The sequence below is a fragment of the Achromobacter sp. ACRQX genome, from assembly GCF_022346505.1.
In the GTDB taxonomy this organism is placed as follows: domain Bacteria; phylum Pseudomonadota; class Gammaproteobacteria; order Burkholderiales; family Burkholderiaceae_B; genus Achromobacter; species Achromobacter animicus.
In genome coordinates, this window is the sequence record NZ_JAKRML010000007.1 from 195,067 (window position 1) to 213,472 (window position 18,406).

Annotated in this window: 17 protein-coding genes; 10 read left to right on the forward strand and 7 right to left on the reverse strand. The window is 64.8% G+C overall.

Translation table 11 applies throughout. The features are described from left to right. Positions 1-247 precede the first annotated feature (247 nt). Positions 248-844 (forward strand): C40 family peptidase, encoded by a 597-nt coding sequence (locus MHZ91_RS09335; RefSeq protein ID WP_175121673.1) that lies wholly within the window; start codon positions 248-250, stop codon positions 842-844. Between the two features lie 96 nt (positions 845-940). Here MHZ91_RS09335 and MHZ91_RS09340 read toward each other — a convergent pair whose 3' ends face one another. Next, complete coding sequence (locus tag MHZ91_RS09340; protein WP_175121674.1) at positions 941-1,711, reverse strand: SDR family oxidoreductase; 771 nt, start codon at positions 1,709-1,711, stop codon at positions 941-943. Positions 1,712-1,967: 256 nt separating this feature from the next. Between MHZ91_RS09340 and gmk the strand changes: the two genes are divergently transcribed. From gmk to MHZ91_RS09355, 3 genes are read left to right on the forward strand one after another with little or no spacing between them, the layout of a single operon-like run. Next, positions 1,968-2,600: a guanylate kinase gene (gene gmk / locus MHZ91_RS09345; protein WP_175121675.1), complete on the forward strand. Its 633-nt coding sequence runs from the start codon at positions 1,968-1,970 to the stop codon at positions 2,598-2,600. Between the two features lie 44 nt (positions 2,601-2,644). Further along, positions 2,645-2,848, forward strand: coding sequence for a DNA-directed RNA polymerase subunit omega (gene rpoZ, locus MHZ91_RS09350; protein ID WP_006219679.1), 204 nt, complete (start codon positions 2,645-2,647; stop codon positions 2,846-2,848). A gap of 22 nt (positions 2,849-2,870) precedes the next feature. Then, a complete protein-coding gene (locus tag MHZ91_RS09355) occupies positions 2,871-5,165 on the forward strand; it encodes a bifunctional (p)ppGpp synthetase/guanosine-3',5'-bis(diphosphate) 3'-pyrophosphohydrolase (protein WP_175121676.1) in 2,295 nt (764 codons plus the stop codon). 63 nt (positions 5,166-5,228) lie between these two features. Here MHZ91_RS09355 and glnQ read toward each other — a convergent pair whose 3' ends face one another. The 3 genes from glnQ to glnH form a co-directional block, all read right to left on the reverse strand. Further along, on the reverse strand, positions 5,229-5,957 hold the full coding sequence (glnQ, locus tag MHZ91_RS09360; RefSeq protein ID WP_175121677.1) for a glutamine ABC transporter ATP-binding protein GlnQ: 729 nt from the start codon (positions 5,955-5,957) through the stop codon (positions 5,229-5,231). Then, positions 5,954-6,610, reverse strand: coding sequence for a glutamine ABC transporter permease GlnP (glnP, locus tag MHZ91_RS09365; protein WP_175121678.1), 657 nt, complete (start codon positions 6,608-6,610; stop codon positions 5,954-5,956). Before glnP ends, glnQ begins: the two co-directional genes overlap by 4 nt. A gap of 165 nt (positions 6,611-6,775) precedes the next feature. Then, positions 6,776-7,528 (reverse strand): glutamine ABC transporter substrate-binding protein GlnH, encoded by a 753-nt coding sequence (gene glnH, locus MHZ91_RS09370; protein WP_175121679.1) that lies wholly within the window; start codon positions 7,526-7,528, stop codon positions 6,776-6,778. Positions 7,529-7,696: 168 nt separating this feature from the next. Here glnH and MHZ91_RS09375 point away from each other — a divergent pair, with 168 nt between their 5' ends. Further along, entirely contained in the window at positions 7,697-8,731 is a 1,035-nt protein-coding gene (locus tag MHZ91_RS09375; protein WP_239213416.1) for a C45 family peptidase, read from the forward strand. A 25-nt stretch (positions 8,732-8,756) separates the two neighbouring features. Here MHZ91_RS09375 and MHZ91_RS09380 read toward each other — a convergent pair whose 3' ends face one another. The 3 genes from MHZ91_RS09380 to nudC form a co-directional block, all read right to left on the reverse strand. Continuing rightward, positions 8,757-12,380 carry a hydantoinase B/oxoprolinase family protein gene (locus MHZ91_RS09380; protein WP_239213417.1) on the reverse strand — a complete coding sequence of 1,208 codons (3,624 nt, stop codon included), beginning with the start codon at positions 12,378-12,380 and terminating at the stop codon, positions 8,757-8,759. Positions 12,381-12,468: 88 nt separating this feature from the next. Then, positions 12,469-12,978, reverse strand: a complete 510-nt coding sequence (locus MHZ91_RS09385; protein ID WP_191578669.1) for a winged helix DNA-binding protein — start codon at positions 12,976-12,978, stop codon at positions 12,469-12,471. Between the two features lie 136 nt (positions 12,979-13,114). After that, entirely contained in the window at positions 13,115-13,885 is a 771-nt protein-coding gene (gene nudC, locus MHZ91_RS09390; protein WP_239213419.1) for an NAD(+) diphosphatase, read from the reverse strand. Positions 13,886-13,933: 48 nt separating this feature from the next. Between nudC and MHZ91_RS09395 the strand changes: the two genes are divergently transcribed. The 5 genes from MHZ91_RS09395 (at position 13,934) to MHZ91_RS09415 (ending at position 18,358) form a co-directional block, all read left to right on the forward strand. Continuing rightward, the gene (locus tag MHZ91_RS09395) at positions 13,934-14,203 is read left to right on the forward strand and encodes a hypothetical protein (protein WP_218343710.1); all 270 of its coding nucleotides are present in this window, start codon (positions 13,934-13,936) and stop codon (positions 14,201-14,203) included. Beyond that, the gene (locus MHZ91_RS09400; protein WP_175121684.1) at positions 14,179-15,153 is read left to right on the forward strand and encodes a TRAP transporter substrate-binding protein; all 975 of its coding nucleotides are present in this window, start codon (positions 14,179-14,181) and stop codon (positions 15,151-15,153) included. The genes MHZ91_RS09395 and MHZ91_RS09400 overlap by 25 nt, the downstream gene beginning before the upstream one ends. A gap of 7 nt (positions 15,154-15,160) precedes the next feature. Beyond that, positions 15,161-15,661, forward strand: a complete 501-nt coding sequence (locus tag MHZ91_RS09405; protein ID WP_175121685.1) for a TRAP transporter small permease — start codon at positions 15,161-15,163, stop codon at positions 15,659-15,661. Beyond that, complete coding sequence (locus MHZ91_RS09410) at positions 15,654-16,955, forward strand: TRAP transporter large permease (RefSeq protein ID WP_239213421.1); 1,302 nt, start codon at positions 15,654-15,656, stop codon at positions 16,953-16,955. Before MHZ91_RS09405 ends, MHZ91_RS09410 begins: the two co-directional genes overlap by 8 nt. 332 nt (positions 16,956-17,287) lie before the next feature. Beyond that, on the forward strand, positions 17,288-18,358 hold the full coding sequence (locus MHZ91_RS09415; RefSeq protein WP_218343708.1) for a porin: 1,071 nt from the start codon (positions 17,288-17,290) through the stop codon (positions 18,356-18,358). The last annotated feature ends 48 nt before the right edge of the window (positions 18,359-18,406 follow it).

Consider the following 18,406-nt stretch of genomic DNA (forward strand, 5'->3'; position numbering starts at 1 on the left):
CCGTCGTGGCTATCGCACACAACGGCCCGCGGATACGCGATTTCCGATGAGCCTGTTACGTGGCGCGGTGGGCGCACAGTAACAACAGGCCGGCGATTATGCTGCATTGCACTACAAATGTAATGAAACATTATTACACTATAATCTTGAGGCGTTTCTTGCTTTCTGCCTGGAAACCGCTCCCCTTTCCGCCGGCTTGCCTCATAGGCAAAGCCATGCCGCCCACTCCGATTTCTGAAGTGACGTAATGACGCCGCCCACGCGAAAGTTTCGCTTTACCCAATTCCGCACGCCCGCATTTCTGTCAGCGCCCCTGCTGGCCCTGACGCTCTCCTGGATTCCTGGCGCCGCCCAAGCCTCGCTGGCCGCCGAACAAGCCCGCCCCACCCTCAGCGGCTTAAGCCTCGCGCAAGAGCCCACCGTCCTGACGCTGCGCGAGCGCGTCGTGCAGGCCGGCCTGGAGGCCATCGGCACGCCCTACAGCTGGGGCGGCGATGACGCCGACGGCTTCGATTGCAGCGGGCTCGTCCTGTATGTCTACCGCGAAATCGCGGGCCTGGAGCTGCCGCGCACCGCGCGCGCCCAGCGCAGCGAAGGCAAGACCGTGTCCGCCAAGAAGGAACTGCGCCCCGGTGATCTGGTGTTCTTCGCCACCCGTGGACGCGGCGTCACCTCGCACGTCGGCATCTATATTGGCCAGAACAAGTTCGTTCATGCCCCCCGCCGCGGCACCAAGGTACGCGTCGACGACATGAAGACGGCCTACTGGTCCAAACGTTACCTGGGCGCCCGCGCCTATCTGGATACCCCGCCCAAGCAACTGCTTGCTCAGGCCTCACGCTAAGCGCAAGGCCGGCGGACGGCGCCCACTGGGCGCCTGGGGATGAACGCAAAAACGCCGGCACGCTCGTGCCGGCGGTTTCGTTCCTGAAAGAAATGTTCAGCCTCGACCCACGAACGGCATGTTGGTGGCCATGAGCGTCATGAATTGCACGTTGGCGTCCAGCGGCAGACGGGCCATTGCGGCCACGGCCTGCGCCACGTGCGCAACGTCCATGCGCGGTTCGACCTTGGTGCTGCCATCGGCCTGCAGGATGCCGGCAGCCATGCGCTCAGTCATTTCCGTGGCAGCGTTGCCGATATCGATCTGGCCGCATGCAATGTTGTACGCTCGGCAATCCAGGGAGATCGACTTGGTCAGCCCGGTCACCGCGTGCTTGGTGGCGGTATAGGCAATGGAAAACGGCCGCGGCGCGTGCGAGGAAATCGAGCCGTTGTTGATGATGCGGCCGCCTCGCGGGTTCTGCGCTTTCATGATGCGGATCGCAGCCTGCGCGCACAGGAACATGCCCGTCAGGTTGGTGTCGACGACTTCGCGCCACACGGCCACCGGCAATTCCTCGATCGGCACGGCCGGCGCGCCGCGCCCGGCGTTGTTGAACAGCACGTCCAGGCGGCCGTATTCGCGCTGGGCGGTATCGAAGAGATCGCGGACTGCCTGCTCGTCGGATACGTCCGTGGGCACGACGAGTGCCCGCAGACCGTCTTCCCCGGCGGCCGTCCGGGTGGCTTCCAGGGGCTCACGCCGGCGGCCCGCCAGCACGACCCGGTAACCCTGCGCCAGGAATTCCAGCGCGACTGCGCGGCCAATGCCGGTGCCGGCGCCCGTGACCAGGGCGACGCGGGGCGGATCGATCTCGTTCGTGTTCATCGGATTCTCCGTCTTATGAATGCGCGAAATCCTACCCGAATCGTCTTACGGATGCTGCAAGCGAAGGTTCCAGGCGCGACACACTTTCTACATTCCCGCCAAAGGGATGACCCGCCCGTCGTGCCCCGCACACGGCGGGCCGGCCGCCTGGGTTCAACGTCCGCCCGGCATGGCTTCACGCGTTGCCGGACCGCGCGGCCAACCGCGCGATTTGCTATTCTTCGAGTCTCAGCATCACAGCCGGTCACATTCATTCATGCACGCCACTCCCGGAAACGTCTTCATGGTCGTCGCGCCCAGCGGCGCCGGCAAGTCCAGCCTCGTGAAGGCCCTGCTTGCCCAGGACTCCTCCATCCTGCTTTCCATTTCCTGCACGACGCGCGCGCCCCGCCCCGGCGAAGAAGACGGCCGCGAGTACCGGTTCGTGTCGATCGACGATTTCAAGCGCATGCGCGAAGCGCAGAACCTGCTGGAATGGGCCGAAGTCCACGGCAATTTCTACGGCACGCCGCGCGACCGCATCGACGAGGCGACCAGCCAGGGACGTGACGTGCTGCTGGAAATCGACTGGCAAGGCGCGCGCCAGGTGAAGCAGCGTTTTCCGCGCGCGATCGGCATTTTCGTGCTGCCGCCGTCCATCGACGAGCTCGAAAGCCGGCTCAAGGCGCGCGGCCAGGACGAGCCCCAAGTCATCGCCCGCCGGCTGATGGCCGCAGGCGGCGAAATCGCCCATGCGCCTGAATGCGAATATGTTATTATTAATCAAGAATTTAGCGTAGCCCTGTCGGAGCTGACCCAAATCGTCAGCGCCGCACGGCTGCGTTTTTCGTCTCAGGCCGCCCGTCACGCCGAGTTGTTTGCGCAACTTGGCATCCCGGCCGAACACTGAGCCGAACGCATTCTCCCCATCATCCATCAGCACCAGGTGTCCTAATGGCTCGCATCACTGTCGAAGACTGTCTGAATCAAATCCCCAATCGTTTCAAGCTCACGCTGGCCGCGACCTACCGCGCCCGTGAATTGGCGCAAGGCCACGCCCCGCGCCTGGACAGCAAGGACAAGCCCACGGTCACGGCCCTGCGCGAAATCGCTGGCGGACTCACCGGCGTGGAAATGCTGCGTAAAGTTCCCACCTGATACGCTCCGGGGGGCTGCAAGCATGGCTTTTCCCGGGCTGAAGTACGCTTCATCTGGTCTGCTTGCCGCACTACGTGCCGGCTCCCGTCTCGGGCGCCGCACGGGCAAGAAAGACAAGAATTCCCCCACGCCACCGTCCGTCGCCGCGCAAGAAGCGGCGGACGCGACCGGATCCCCGGTCGCCTCGCTGGCGCCGCTGACCGAAATCATCGGCAGCTATCTCGACAAGAATGATGTAGAGCGCGTGCGCGAAGCCTATCGCTTTGCGGACCAGGCGCACCTGGGCCAGTTCCGCGCCAGCGGCTCGCCCTACATCTCTCATCCCATCGCCGTCACCGAAATCTGCGCGGGCTGGAAGCTCGACGTCAACGCGCTGTCTGCCGCCCTGCTGCACGACGTGATGGAAGACCAGGGCATCGCCAAGCACGAGCTGGCCGAGAAATTCGGTCCGGAAGTCGCCGAGCTGGTCGATGGCCTGTCCAAGCTGGACCGCCTGGACTTCGCCACCAAGGCCGAACAACAGGCAGAGAGCTTCCGCAAGATGCTGCTGGCGATGGCGCGCGACGTGCGCGTCATCCTCATCAAGCTGGCCGACCGGCTGCACAATATGCGCACGCTGGACGCGGTCAATCCCGAAAAGCGCCGCCGCATCGCCCGCGAAACCTTGGACATCTATGCGCCCATCGCGCATCGGCTCGGCCTGAACCTGCTGTTCCGCGAACTGCAGGACCTGTGCTTTGCCGCGATGCACCCGAACCGCTACCAGGTGCTGTACAAGGCCGTGCTGGCCGCGCGCGGCAACCGCCGCGAGGTCATCACCAAGATCGCCGACTCCGTTCGGGCCGCCCTGCCCGCCGCCGGCATCGAGGCCGAAGTCAGCGGCCGCGAAAAGACGCTGTTCGGCATCTACCGCAAGATGGTCGACCAGAAAAAGTCCTTCTCGGACGTGCTGGACATCTACGGTTTCCGCATCGTGGTCCACACGCTGCCCGAGTGCTATCTGGCGCTGGGGACGCTGCATCAGCTGTTCCGCCCGGTGCCCGGCAAGTTCAAGGACTACATCGCAATCCCCAAGGTGAACGGCTATCAGTCCCTGCACACGACGCTGGTCGGCCCCTACGGCACGCCGGTCGAGTTCCAGTTCCGTACGCGCGACATGCACCACGTCGCCGAGGAAGGCGTCGCCTCGCATTGGCTATACAAGGGCGCGGACCTGACGCTCAATGACCTGCAGAAGCGCACGCACCAATGGCTGCAATCGCTGCTGGACATCCAGAGCCAGACCGGCGATTCAGGCGAATTCCTCGAACACGTCAAGGTCGACCTGTTCCCGGACGCCGTGTACGTTTTTACGCCGCGCGGCAAGATCATTTCGCTGCCCCGCGGCGCCACGCCCGTCGACTTCGCCTACGCGATTCACACCGACATCGGCAATCAGGCCGTCGCGGCCAAGGTCAATGGCGAGTTCGTGCCGCTGCGCACCGAACTGAGCAGCGGCGACACCGTGGAAATCGTCACGTCGCCGGCCTCGCGCCCCAATGCGCAATGGCTGAACTATGTGCGCACCGGCCGGGCGCGTTCTGAAATCCGCCACTACCTGCGTACCGTCAAGTACGAAGAGTCGGTGGCTTTCGGCGAACGATTGCTGGCCCAGGCAATGCAGGAATTGCACATGCCTTTGCCCGCCACCGACGACCCGGGCTGGCAAAAGCTGGCGCGCAGCACCGGCGCCAGTTCGCGCGAGGAAATTTTGGCCGACATCGGACTGGGCAAGCGGCTTGCCGCGGTGGTTGCCCGCCGATTTGCGCCGGAGCACCAACTGGTCGCCACAACGGCCGCCGCGGTCGACGAACTGACCTCGGCGCGCAGCGCCCCCATCCTGATCCAGGGCAACGAAGGCCAGGCGGTGCAGCTTGCGCCTTGCTGCGGTCCGCTGCCCGGCGATCCCATCGTGGCCGGAATGCGCATGGGTCACGGCCTGGTGGTGCACACGGCCGATTGCCCCGTCGCGTTGCGCCAGCGCCTGCGTGAGCCCGAGCGGTGGATCAACGTGGGCTGGGACGCGCAGACCGCCAAGCATCTGGCGACGCGCCTGGACATCGTCACGCGCAATGAACGCGGCGTGTTGGGACGGCTGGCAGCGGAAGTTACCGCCGCCGACGCCAATATCATGCATGTCACGATGCACGACGACGCCGTGTCCACCGTATCGCTGCACCTGACCATCCAGGTCGACAGCCGCAAGCATCTAGCCCAGGTCATCCGCGCCATCCGGCACGTGCCGCAGGTGCAGAAGATCGTCCGCGTGAAGGGCTGAGGCCCTCCTTACCGCGCACACCAAAAAAAGGCGTCCGGCCACAAGCCGGACGCCTTTTTCATGTCAGGTCACGTGCTGCAGGAAGTCCTTCAAGCGCTGGCTGGGCGGATTGCTGAGCAGCTCCTCCGGCGGACCATCATGAGCGATCTTGCCGGCATCGATGAAGATCAGCCGGCTGCCGACCTTGCGCGCGAATTCCATCTCGTGCGTCACGACCACCATCGTCATCCCTTCCTCCGCCAGGTCGCGCATGACCTTCAGCACTTCGTGACGCAGTTCGGGATCCAGCGCGGACGTGGGTTCGTCGAACAGCATCAGCTTGGGCATGATCGCCAGCGCGCGGGCAATTGCCACACGCTGCTGCTGCCCCCCGGACAGTTCCGAAGGGTAGTGATTCATGCGTTCGGCCAGACCCACCTTTGCCAGCAACCCCTGGGCAAGCTGACGGGCCTCGTCGCGGCTCTGGCCCCGGGTGTGGACGGGTCCGAACATGACGTTTTCCAGTGCCGTCATCTGCGGGAACAGATTGAACTGCTGGAACACCATGCCCGCCTCGCGCCGGATCTCGCGTACGGTGGCCGGGTCGCCTTTCACACTGAGGCCATCGACCAGCAGGTCGCCGTCGTTGATCGTCTCCAGCACGTTGATGCAACGCAGGAAAGTGGACTTGCCCGAGCCTGAAGGCCCGACCACCACCACGACCTCGCCAGCATCGATGTTGAGCGAGATGCCGTTCAGCACCGTCGAGTCGCCAAAGCGTTTGGTGACGTTATGAAATTCAACCATGCTCATATGATGCGCATCCTCTTTTCGACCAGATGCAGGGTCAACGCCATCAGCCCCGTGAGGATCAGATAGATGATCGCCACGGCGGACCAGATTTCGACCGCCCGGAAATTGCTGGCCATGATTTCCTGCCCTTGACGGGTCAGTTCCGCCACGCCGATCACGATGAACAGCGACGAGTCCTTAAGGCTGATGATGCACTGGTTGCCCAGTGGCGGAATCATGCGCCGGAACGCAACGGGACCAATGATGTGCAGCAGGATCTTGTGAAACGGCAGGCCCATCGCCTGCCCTGCTTCCTTCAGGCCCTTATGGACCGACAGCAGCGCCCCCCGCACGATCTCCGAGATGTACGCCCCCGAGTTGATGATGAGGGTGGCGATCGCCGCGAATTCGGCGTCGACCCGGATGTCTGCCAGCAGCGGCAGCGCAAAGTAGATGAACATGACCTGCACCACGATCGGCGTGCCGCGGATGACCGCGACATAGACCTGCGCGATGCCCGACAAGATCGCGTTCCCGTAGGCCCGCGTCACGCCCGACAGCGCCCCGAGCAGAAAGCCGCCCGCCAGGCCCCAGAACGTGATCTTGATGGTCATGAGCGTACCCGTCAGCAGATTGGGTAACGCTTCCTCGATGACAGCCCAGTCAAACTCCACGATCTTCCCCCTATGGCGCGCAGCGGCGCGCCCGCATCATGGCGGACGCGCCTCGCGGTCGGGAGCGGTGGCGCTTGCCACCACCGAATCCGGCAACGCGCCGGACCCGGTCCTTCACCGCGGCTTACACGGCGCGTCCGTGAAAAGTGCCGCTTGCCGAGCCGGTCAGGGCTTCTTGCCGAACCACTTGGTGTAGATCGCGTCGTACTCGCCGCTGGCCTTCAAGTTGGCGAGCGCCTTGTTGACCTCGGGGACCAGTTCGCTGCCCTTCGGGAAGGCAATGCCGTAGAAGTCGCCGCTCTTGACCGAGCCGACCACCTTCACGCGGCCCTTGCCGGCCGTATTGGCGTAATACTGGACGTTCGGCGTGTCGTGGACGGCGGCGTCGACCCGGCCGGTGGCCAGTTCAAGGTACGCGTTGTCGATGTTGGGGAACAGCTTGAGCTTGGCGTCCGGCACCTGGGCCTTCAGGAAGTCCACGGTCGCGGTGCCCGTCTTGACGGCGACGGTCTTGCCGGCCAGGGACTTGGCGTCCTTGATGTCGGTGTTCTTTTCGCCCACCAGGATAGCCAGGCCGCTTTCGTAGTAGGGATCCGAGAAGTCGATGACCTTCTTGCGGTCGTCGCGGATCGTGATGCCCGCCAGCGCGGCGTCGATGTTCTTGGTCTGCAGGCCGGGAATGATGCCGGCGAAGTCCATCGGTTGCAGCTTGTACTTGAGGTTGAGTTCCTTAGCGATGGCCGCCCACAGATCGACGTCGAAGCCGACGTACGTGTTGCCCTGCTTGAATTCGAACGGCACGAAAGCGGTATCGGTGGCCACCACCAATTCCCTGCCCTGGGCCTGAGCGGCCGACGCGGCGCCGAACAGGGTCAGGGACAGGCCCACCATAGCGGCGGCGACTTTACGTTTGATCATGAAACTCTCCTCTTGGGGAGCGCCAGGCACCCCGGGCTTGTTGTAAGGGCATGATTCCTGGGCCGCGCCGGGTTCGCCGGCGCAACTTATCGACGATCTTAACGCATCGGATGGAGCCCGGCGGAACGGCAGACCCCGTACAATCCGCGAGACATCCGGAGGTTTTCGATGGCCTGCAAATACATACGCATCGCTGGAAACCGCCGCCAGGTCGGCGTGGCGCTGGGCAAGCTGGCCCGTCCCATCATGGGGTCCTATCTGGAACAGAGCGGCACCTGGGAAGCCCTGCGGCCGTGGCGCGGTCATCCTTTCGTCGACGAGCTGGCGCAGCAGACGCAGGCCGCCCTGCCCGAGATCTGGGATGAATTCGAAGGTTTGGCCGAAGGCCTGCGCATGCCGCTCAAGGACGTGCTGCTATGGCATTGCCGAGGCGATCTGCTGCACAGCACCACGGATGGCTGCACGTCGGCCGCCCTGCGCACCGCCGACGGCACGCGCTGGATCGGTCACAACGAGGACGGCGACCCCTATCTGTATGGCCGCTGCCATCTGGTGGACGTGGCGCTGGACGACGCGCCGGGTTATCTCAGCTTCTATTACCCGGGTTCCCTGCCCGGCCACACCTTCGCCGCCAATCGCGTGGGCCTGGTGCAAACCATCAACAACCTGCGTACCCGGCAGCGCCATGCGGGCGTGCCCCGCATGTTCGCAGCGCGCGCGGTCCTGGACTGCACGACGCTGGACGAGGCGGTGGCGCTGCTGCACGACCTGCCCCACGCCGGCGGTTTTCATCACACGCTGGGCGCGGCGTCGGACCCGCGCCTGCTCAGCGCCGAGGTCACGCCGGGTTCGGTGTCCATTCAGCAGATCGGCCGGCGCTACGGCCACGCCAACCACATGGTGCACGCGGCCACCCGCGGCCAGGCGCAGATCGTCACCGATTCGTCGCGGGCGCGGCAGAACCGGATCGAAGGCCTGGTGGATGGATGGCTACCGGAATCGGGCAGCGCCGACATGCTGGCTGCCCTGCTCGATACTGAGGGCAAGCTGCCGATCCTGCGGACCGCCAAGGACGATCCCGACGACGAGAACACCTTGGCGACGGCGATGTTCGAAATAACCGATGAGGTGGTCGTCCTGCGCGTCTACGACCGTAAGGCACGCGCCGATATCGCGCTGGACGTGATGTCCGATCCCGAGTGATCGGGACCGGACATCCTGGCGTGCATCACTGCGCGCCGTAACCGCCGCCTCCGGGCGTTTCCACCACGAAGACATCGCCCGGACGCAGTTGCGCGCTGTCCTGCGGACCGAGCTCCTCGATGGTGCCGTCCACGCGTTCAATCGTGTTGCGGCCCATGGCGCCCGGCTCGCCGCCCGCCAGACCGAACGGCGCGTACCGCCGGTTGTTCGACAGGATGGCCGCAGTCATGTCTTCCAGGAAACGAATGCGGCGTATGCCGCCGTCGCCGCCGGGATACCGGCCCTTGCCGCCCGAGCCCTTGCGAATCTCGTAGGACTCCAGACGGACGGGGAAGCGGAACTCCAGCACTTCCGGATCGGTCAGGCGCGAGTTGGTCATGTGCGCCTGAACGACCGACGTACCCGCAAACCCTTCGTCGTGGGGACCCGCCGCGTCGATGCGCACCGGACCCGCACCCGTGCCGCCCGAGATGGTCTCGTAGTACTGATGGCGCGCGTTGCCGAACGTGAAGTTGTTCATGGTGCCCTGGCTGGCGGCCAGCACGCCCAGCGCGCCATACAGCGCGTTGACGATGCACATGGACGTTTCCACGTTGCCCGCGACCACCGAAGCCGGCGGGTTCGGACGCAGCATCGAGCCTTCCGGCACGATGATGGACAGCGGCACCAGGCAGCCGTCGTTCAGCGGGATGTCGTCGTTGACCATCGTGCGGAACACATACAGCACGGCGGCCACGGCGATCGCGCCCGGCGCGTTGAAGTTGTTGTCCAGCTGCGCCGAGGTGCCCGTAAAGTCGACCACCGCGCTGCGCGCTTCGGTGTCCACCCGCACGGCCACGCGAATCACCGCGCCGTTGTCCAGCGGGTATTCGTAGCTGCCGTCCTTCAGCACCGAGATCACGCGACGCACGGCCTCTTCGGCGTTGTCCTGCACGTGGCCCATGTAGGCGCGCACGACATCCAGGCCGAAGTGATCGCACATGCGCAAGAGTTCCTGCACGCCTTTTTCGTTGGCGGCGATCTGCGCGTGCATGTCGGCGATGTTCTGATCCGGGTTGCGCGCCGGCCAGCGGCCCGATCCAAGAATCCCGCGCGCGGCCGCTTCGCGGAACTCGCCGTCCTTGACGAGCTGGAAGTTCGTGAACAGCACGCCTTCGTCTTCGACCGTCTTGGAATCCGGCGGCATCGAGCCGGGCGTGGTGCCGCCGATGTCGGCGTGGTGGCCACGCGATCCCACGTAGAACAGGATCTCGCGCCCCGCCTTGTCGAACACTGGCGTGATGACCGTGACGTCAGGCAAGTGCGTGCCGCCGTGGTACGGATCGTTCACGACGTACGCGTCGCCGGGCCTCATCTTGCCGGCATTGGCGTTCATGACCGTGCGCACGGACTCGCCCATGGAACCCAGGTGCACCGGCATGTGCGGCGCATTGGCGATCAGGCGGGCCTGCGCGTCGAAGATGGCGCAAGAGAAGTCCAGGCGTTCCTTGATGTTGACCGAGTACGCCGTGTTCTGCAGGCGGTAGCCCATCTGTTCGGCGATCGACATGAAGAGGTTGTTGAAGACCTCGAGCATGACGGGATCCGCCTGCGTGCCGACCTTGCGCTGCTCGCGGCGCGCTTCCACGCGGCGGATCACGAAGTGATCCTGCGCCGTCAGTTCGGCCTGCCAGCCCGGCTCGACGACCGTGGTCTGGTTGGGCTCGGAAATGATCGCGGGGCCTGCAACCACATCGCCGCCGGCCATGTCTTCACGCACGTAAAGCGGCGTGTCGCGCCAGGCGCCGGCGCTGTACATGCTGACCACGCGGCGGGCTGTCAGCGCGCCTTCGCGGGTGCGCGACGTGGACGCTTCGCCAACGCGCTCACCGCCGCCCGTCGCCTCGACCGAGATGGTCTCGACCACGAGTTCGCGGTTGGGCATCAGGAATGAATAGCGCTGGCGGTACGCGGCTTCGAAGTCGCGGCGCGCCTGATCCAGGTCCGAGTACGCCACTTCCAGCGCGGTGTCGGTGCCGCGGTACTTCAGGTGCAGGCGGCGCTGCACCGTGATGTCGGCTTCGGCGACGTGCTGGCGGCGCAGTTCGCCGACCGCCTGGCCCGCCAGAACATCCAGCTCGTCCTTCAACTCGCCCATCAGGCTCGCGTCCAGCACCTTCTCGACCGTCTTCTGGCGCATGTCGGTTTGATCCGCCAGCCCCATGCCATAGGCCGACAGCACGCCGCCCAGCGGGTGCGCGAACACTGTCGTCATGCCCAGCGCGTCGGCCACCAGGCAGGCGTGCTGTCCGCCCGCGCCGCCGAACACGGTCAGCGCGTATTCGGTGACATCATGGCCGCGCTGCACCGAGATGCGCTTGATGGCTTCTGCCATGTTGCCCACGGCGATCTCGAGAAAGCCTTCGGCAAGCTGCTCGGGCGACATCTCGCGGCCCGTGGCGGCGCGCACTTCGTCGGCCATCGCGGAAAAGCGTTCGACCACGGCGTCGCGGTCCAGGGCCTCGTTGGCATCGGGACCGAACACCTTGGGGAAGAAATCGGGCTGGATCTTGCCCAGGAGGACGTTGCAGTCCGTCACCGCCAGCGGACCGCCGCGGCGATAGCACGCCGGTCCCGGATTGGCGCCCGCGGAATCCGGGCCGACGCGCAGCCGCGCGCCGTCGAAATGCAGGATCGAGCCGCCACCGGCTGCGACCGTATGGATGCTCATCATCGGCGCGCGCATGCGCACGCCGGCCACCTGGGTTTCGAATTCGCGTTCGAACTCGCCCGCGTAATGCGACACGTCGGTGGACGTGCCGCCCATGTCAAAGCCGATCACCTTCGGGAAGCCGGCGATTTCACTGGTGCGCACCATGCCGACGATGCCGCCGGCCGGGCCCGAGAGAATCGCGTCCTTGCCGCGGAAGCGGTGCGCGTCGGTCAGGCCGCCGCTGGACTGCATGAACATGAGCCGGATGCCCGGCAGTTCGCCGGCCACCTGATCGACGTAGCGCTTCAGGATGGGCGACAGGTAGGCGTCCACCACGGTCGTGTCGCCGCGCGAGACGAACTTGATCAGCGGGCTGACCTCGTGCGACACAGACACCTGGGTAAAGCCGATCTCGTTGGCGATGCGCGCGGCCTGCTGTTCGTGGCCGGTGGCGTGCCAGGCGTGCATGAAGACGATGGCGACCGCGCGGATGCCGTCGTCGTACGCGGCCTGCATGTCGCGGCGCAGCGCGGCTTCGTCCAGCGGCTGGATGACCTCGCCGTCCGCTGCGACCCGCTCGTCTGCCTCGACCACGGATTCGTACAGCATCTCGGGCAGCAGCACGTTGCGGTCGAAAAGCCGCGGGCGGTTCTGGTAGGCGATGCGCAGCGCATCGCGGAAACCGCGCGTCGTGACGAGCAAGGTGCGTTCGCCCTTGCGCTCGAGCAGCGCGTTGGTGGCCACCGTGGTGCCCATCTTCACGCACTCGACCTGGTCGGCGGGCACCGGCTGGCCGGGTGCGATGCCCAGCAGCTTGCGGATGCCGGCCACTGCGGCGTCGCGGTACTGCTCGGGGTTTTCCGACAGCATCTTTGCGGTGGTGGTCGTGCCATCGGGACGGCGCGCCACGATGTCGGTGAAGGTGCCCCCACGGTCAATCCAGAATTGCCACTTCATAGGTGTCCTTGAAAACAAGAGGCCGCCGGAGCGCGTTCGGCCACGGTCGGGTTGCTGACAGATCGGGGCGTTGCCCCGCATGTTGGGTTCAGAGAGATGTCGCGGCGCGGGCCGCCTGGTCGTACAGGCCGGATAGCGCGCGCAGCGTGTGCGCCAGTTGCCGGCTGAATTCCAGACCGCCGCCGCCCGGGCCATCCAGGCCCGCGGTCAGGCATTGCTCGCGGATTTCGCCGTAGCGCTTGAGAATCGCCGCGCCCTCGGGCGTGACGCTGTAGAAGACTTCCTTGCTGCTGCGTTCGCCACGGACCACGCCCAGCCGGTCCAATTTCTTTAGCGCATAGCTGACGATGTGGGTGTCTTCGACGTTGAGCGTGAAGCAGATGTCGGCCAGCTTCTTGGGCCGCTCGCGGTGGTAGACGTGGTGAAACACCATCACATCAGTGGGCGTCAGATCGGGCAGGCCTGCGGCCGCCATGCACCGCACCGTCCAGCGGTCGAATGCGTGGCTGGCGATCATGAGGCCGAACTCCACCTCGGAAAGATCGGGCGCGCTGCCGCCGGCAAGATGCGCCGACGAGGCAATCAAAGTGGGGGTCATAGGAGCGGACGGCGAGGTTTAACTGAGCGAAATACTAATAATTTATCTACATTTCATCAATAAAAAATACTCGAACGCCGCAAAAAATCCCTCGTTTCGAGGGAATACCCTACCCCGCGGGCGGCGCCGCGGCCCCTTACGGTGCGGTCCAACCCATGGGCAGATTGGCCCGGATCAGCCAGCCCGCGATGGAAATGCGGGCCGCGATGTCGGGCATCTCGTCGCCCGGGCCGAACCAACGGGCGTCGGCGATCTCGTCTTCCTGGATGCGGATGTCGCCTGACACGTAGTCCGCGGTGAACGCGACCATGAGCGAATGCGGGAACGGCCACGGCTGACTGCCGAAATATTGCAGATTGCCGACCTTGAGGCCGACTTCTTCGAAGACCTCCCGATGGACCGTCTGCTCGATGCTTTCGCCGGGTTCCACAAAGCCGGCCAGCGCTGTGTAGCGCGCCGCTGGCCCATTGGCATGTCGCGCCAGCAGGATGCTGTCGCCCTTGCGGATAAGGACCATCATGGCCGGCGAGATGCGCGGATACGCGGACAGGCCGCAGGCCGGGCAGCGCAGGCAGAATTCGTGCGCCACGCGTTCGGCGGGCGTGCCGCAGGCGCCGCAGAACCGGTGGGTGCGCGCCCATTCGGCGATCTGATAGGCGCGGCCGGCCAGCGCCATGCCTTCGTCGTCGAATACGCCGAAGAGCGAGCGCAGCTTCTTGAAGGCGTAGCCTTCGGGCGCTTCGAGACCGGGGTCGACGCAGACCGTGCGATACGGCGACCCGGTTTCCATCCAGACCGGCTGCAGAGCCGCAGCCGCCAAGCCAATGCGTTCACACAACGCCGCATCCGGCAACACGCTGGACGATGTTTCGACCAGCAACTCATCACGGCGAAAAACGAAATTCACGCGACCCTCTTCACCACATCTGCGATTCCGCAATCTTAGAAGAAAAAAATGCGCGCCGGATGGCTTGCCATCAGCGCGCAACGCAAACTTCGCGGGGTCATTGAACCTTCAACCAATGAACAACAACTCCCCCTAGGAATTACCCGTAATACGGCGATTTCCCGCGCTTTGTTACCGCACAGCAACATAGAATGGCACGGCATTCAGGCGGCGCGACGCGGCGCCGCGCTTTCTTTTTTTCGCAATGCCTATCGGGTCAGCCCCGTCTTCATCATTCGCAAAGAAGGACCACCATGTACAAGAAAATCTCGCTGTTGACCGGCAGCATCGTCCTGGCATTCAGCGCGGGCGCACAGGCCCAGACCAAGTGGGATCTGCCCAGCGCCTACCCGGCCAGCAACTTCCACGTCGAGAACCTGACGACCTTCATCAAGGACGTCGATTCGCTGTCGCAAGGCAAGCTCAAGATCACGCTGCACAACAATGCCTCGCTGTACAAGGCGCCTGAAATCAAGCGCGCGGTGCAAGGCAACCAGGCGCAGATCGGCGAAATCCTGCTGACCAACTTTGCCAACGAAGACCCGATCTACGAACTGGACGGCCTGCCCTTCCTGGCCACCGGCTACGACGCGTCGTTCAAGCTGTATCAGGCCCAGAAGCCGTTCCTGGAAAAGAAGCTGGCCTCGCAAGGCATGACGCTGCTGTATGCGGTGGCATGGCCGCCCCAGGGCATCTTCGCCAACAAGGACATCAAGCAGATCAACGACATGAAGGGCCTGAAGTGGCGCGCTTACAGCCCCGTCACGGCCAAGATCGCCGAACTGGTCGGCGCGCAGCCCGTGACCGTGCAGCAGGCCGAACTGGCCCAGGCGCTCGCCACCGGCGTGATCGACTCGTACATGTCGTCGGCGTCCACCGGCTACGACACCAAGACGTACGAGTACATCAAGAAGTTCTACGACACCCAGGCCTGGCTGCCCAAGAACGCCATCATCGTGAACAAGAAGGCATTCGACGCGCTGGATCCCGCCACGCAGGAAGCGCTGAAGAAAGCCGGCGCGCAGGCCGAGGAACGCGGCTGGAAGCTGTCGCAGGAAAAGAACAAGTGGTACCAGGCCGAGCTTGCCAAGAACGGCATGGAAACCATCCAGCCCACGGTCGAGCTCAAGGAAGGCCTGAGCGTGATCGGCAAGCGCATGCTTGAAGACTGGCTCAAAAAGGCCGGTGCGGACGGCCAGGCCATGATCGACGCCTACAAGAAGCAGTGATATCGCCATGCGCCGTTTTCTAGATAGCCTGTACGGCGCGGCCGGCCTGCTGGCCGGCCTGTGCACGATAGGTGTGCTCGTCTCGGTGCTGGCGGCGATCATCGCCCGCCAGCTTAGCTTCAACATACCCGGCACGGACGCCTATGCCGGGTATTTCATGGCCGCTGCGGGCTTCCTTGCGCTGGCCAGCACCTTCAAGCACGGTGAACACATCCGTGTGACGCTGCTGCTCAATTCGCTGAATCCCGCTGGCAGCCGCCGTCTGGACATTTTCGCGTTGGCCGTCGGCTGCCTGCTGGCTGCCGCTTTCGCCTTCTTCAGCATCAAACTGACCTACGACTCCTGGCTGTTCAACGACGTGTCCACGTCGAACGACGCCACGCCGCTCTGGATCCCGCAAACGACCATGGCCGTCGGCACCGTCCTGTTCTTCGTCGCCCTGGTCGATGAACTGGTCCGCCGTTCGCGCGGCGTCGCCGCCGCCACTTCGCAGCAAACCCATGAATGAACTTCTCGTCATTACCTTATTGGTCGTTTCGATCTTCGTCCTGCTTGGCTGCGGGGTCTGGGTCGGCCTGACCCTGGCGGGCACCGCGTGGATCGGTATGGAGATCTTCTCCAGCCGTCCCGCCGGCGACGCCATGGCCGTCACGATCTGGGGCGCCTCGTCCAGCTGGACGCTGACCGCCCTGCCGCTCTTTCTGTGGATGGGCGAGATCCTGTTCCGCACGCGGCTGTCCGAAGACCTGTTCAAGGGGCTCGCGCCCTGGCTGAACCGGCTGCCGGGCCGCCTCTTGCACACGAACGTGATCGGTTGCGCGATCTTTGCCGCCGTGTCGGGCTCGTCCGCGGCCACCTGCGCCACGGTCGGCAAGATGACCATCCCCGAGCTGACGCGCCGCGGCTACCCCGAGGAAAAGATCCTCGGCACGCTGTCCGGCGCGGGCACGCTGGGCCTGCTCATTCCGCCCTCGATCATCATGATCGTGTACGGGGTGGCGGCCGATGTGTCGATCGCCAAGCTGTTCATCGCCGGCATCATTCCGGGCATCCTGCTCGCCTTGCTGTTCAGCGGCTACATCGCCTGGTGGGCCATCCGCAATCCCGGCGAAGTGCCGGCGGCGGATCCCGGCCTGACCTTCATGCAGAAGCTGTCCCGCTCACGCCATCTGATCCCGGTGCTGCTCCTGATCGGCGCGGTGCTGGGCTCCATCTACACCGGCATCGCCACTGCCACGGAAGCGGCGGCGGTGGGCGTGGTGGGCGCGTTGATCCTGTCGGCGCTGCAGGGATCGCTGAACGGCTCGACGTTCATGCAGTCGCTGCTGGGCGCCACCCGGCTGTACTGCATGATTGCCCTGATCCTGGCGGGTGCGCAGTTCCTCACGCTGGCGATGGGCTATATCGGCCTGCCGCGCGCGCTGGCGGAATGGATCGGCGGATTGGGCCTGTCGCAGTTCGGCCTGATCATGGCGTTGATGGTGTTCTTCATCATCCTGGGCTGCTTCCTGGACGGCATCTCGATCGTGGTGCTGACCATGGGCGTGCTGTTGCCGACGGTGCAGGCCGCGGGCATCGACCTGATCTGGTTCGGCATCTTCATCGTGTTCGTGGTGGAAATGGCACAGATCACGCCGCCGGTGGGGTTCAACCTGTTTGTGCTGTCCGGCATGAGCGGACGTGAACTGCCCTACATCGCGCGCGCATCGCTGCCGATGTTCTTCCTGATGATCGCGGCCGTGCTGCTGCTCTATGCGGTGCCTGGCATCGCCACCTGGCTGCCGCTGCACATGACGCTGTAACGTCGCGCTGACGCCACAAAAACCCCGTTCCCGCGAACGGGGTTTTTTCTTTTCAGTTCGCCCGTCAACGGGGCGGCGCGGGTTTATCGGCCTGTAAACCCGGGAAAACGCCGAATATTTTCGATATTCGCCATCCCCCAACTTACTTAGAATCCCCAGTCGCTCGTGTCCGGCAACGGCACGGCGCATTTCTGCAAGCTGGCCTCTGCTCCGGACCCGCGCCAACCCTGGCGTCGGTGCAGCGGCCAGGCATCCGGCCAACCGCCGGGCGCAGCAAGCCAAGCCACAAGCGCGGCGCAACCACAAATCAGCTACACCTGGAGGAGTCCAACATGAAGCGCATCACCTTATCGCTGGCTGCGGCCGGCCTTGGCCTGGCCGCCGGCGCGGCAAGCGCCGAAACCAGCGTCACCCTGTACGGCATCGCCGACGTCAGCATCCGCTACCTGAGCACCAGCTCGGGCGCCGTGGGCGAAGACGGCAGCCGCATCTCCATGGAAAACGGCGCCATCTCCAACAGCCGCTGGGGCCTGCGCGGCTCCGAAGACCTGGGCAACGGCAACCGCGCCTTCTTCCGCCTGGAAAACGGCATCAATCTGCAGAACGGCCGGGGATCGGACACGTCCAAGGCCTTCAGCCGCCTGGCTTATGTCGGCCTGGACGGCGGCAGCATCGGCACGCTGACCCTGGGTCTGCAGAACACCCCCATGTTCGACCTGCTGGCCGACTACTTCGACCCGCTGACCGTCGGCAACTACGAACAGAACGCCTGGCTGCCCGCCGCCATGTCGCGCGTGCGCACCAACAACATGACCAAATACGCCAACACGTTCGGCAACCTGGCCGTGGTGGCATCCTGGGCAAACGGCGACGACTGGGAAGACCGCAAGGCGGGCCAGCAGTACGGCGCCAGCCTGCGCTACACGATCGGCCAGCTTGGCCTGGGCGCCGCGTGGCAGCAAACCTATGCCGCCACCGATTCCGACGAGCGCCAGCGCGCCTGGAACCTGAACGCGTCCTATCAGTTCGAGTCGGCCAAGGTCTTCGCGGGTTACTTCAACGGCCGCGATGAAACGGGCTGGGTCAACGGCGTCATGGGCGGCACCACTACCGCCAGCCTGGACCGCAAGGACAACGGCTACTTCGCCGGCGTGACCTGGCAGGCCACCCCGCGCTGGGCCATCACGGGCGCCGCGTACTACGACCGCAGCGAGAACGTGGTCGTCGAAGGCGACAAGGGCAAGCGCTATGCGCTGGTCGCCGTGGCCGAATACTCGCTGTCCAAGCGCTCGCAACTGTACGGCACCGTCGACTGGAACAAGGTCAGCGATGCCGCCAGCGGCGAAATCGCGGGCAAGAGCAACCAGTTCGGCGCGGCCGTGGGCTACCGCCACATTTTCTAACCCTGTTCCCCCCAAACGCGGGCCCCCTCACGGGCCGGCGCTTGACCC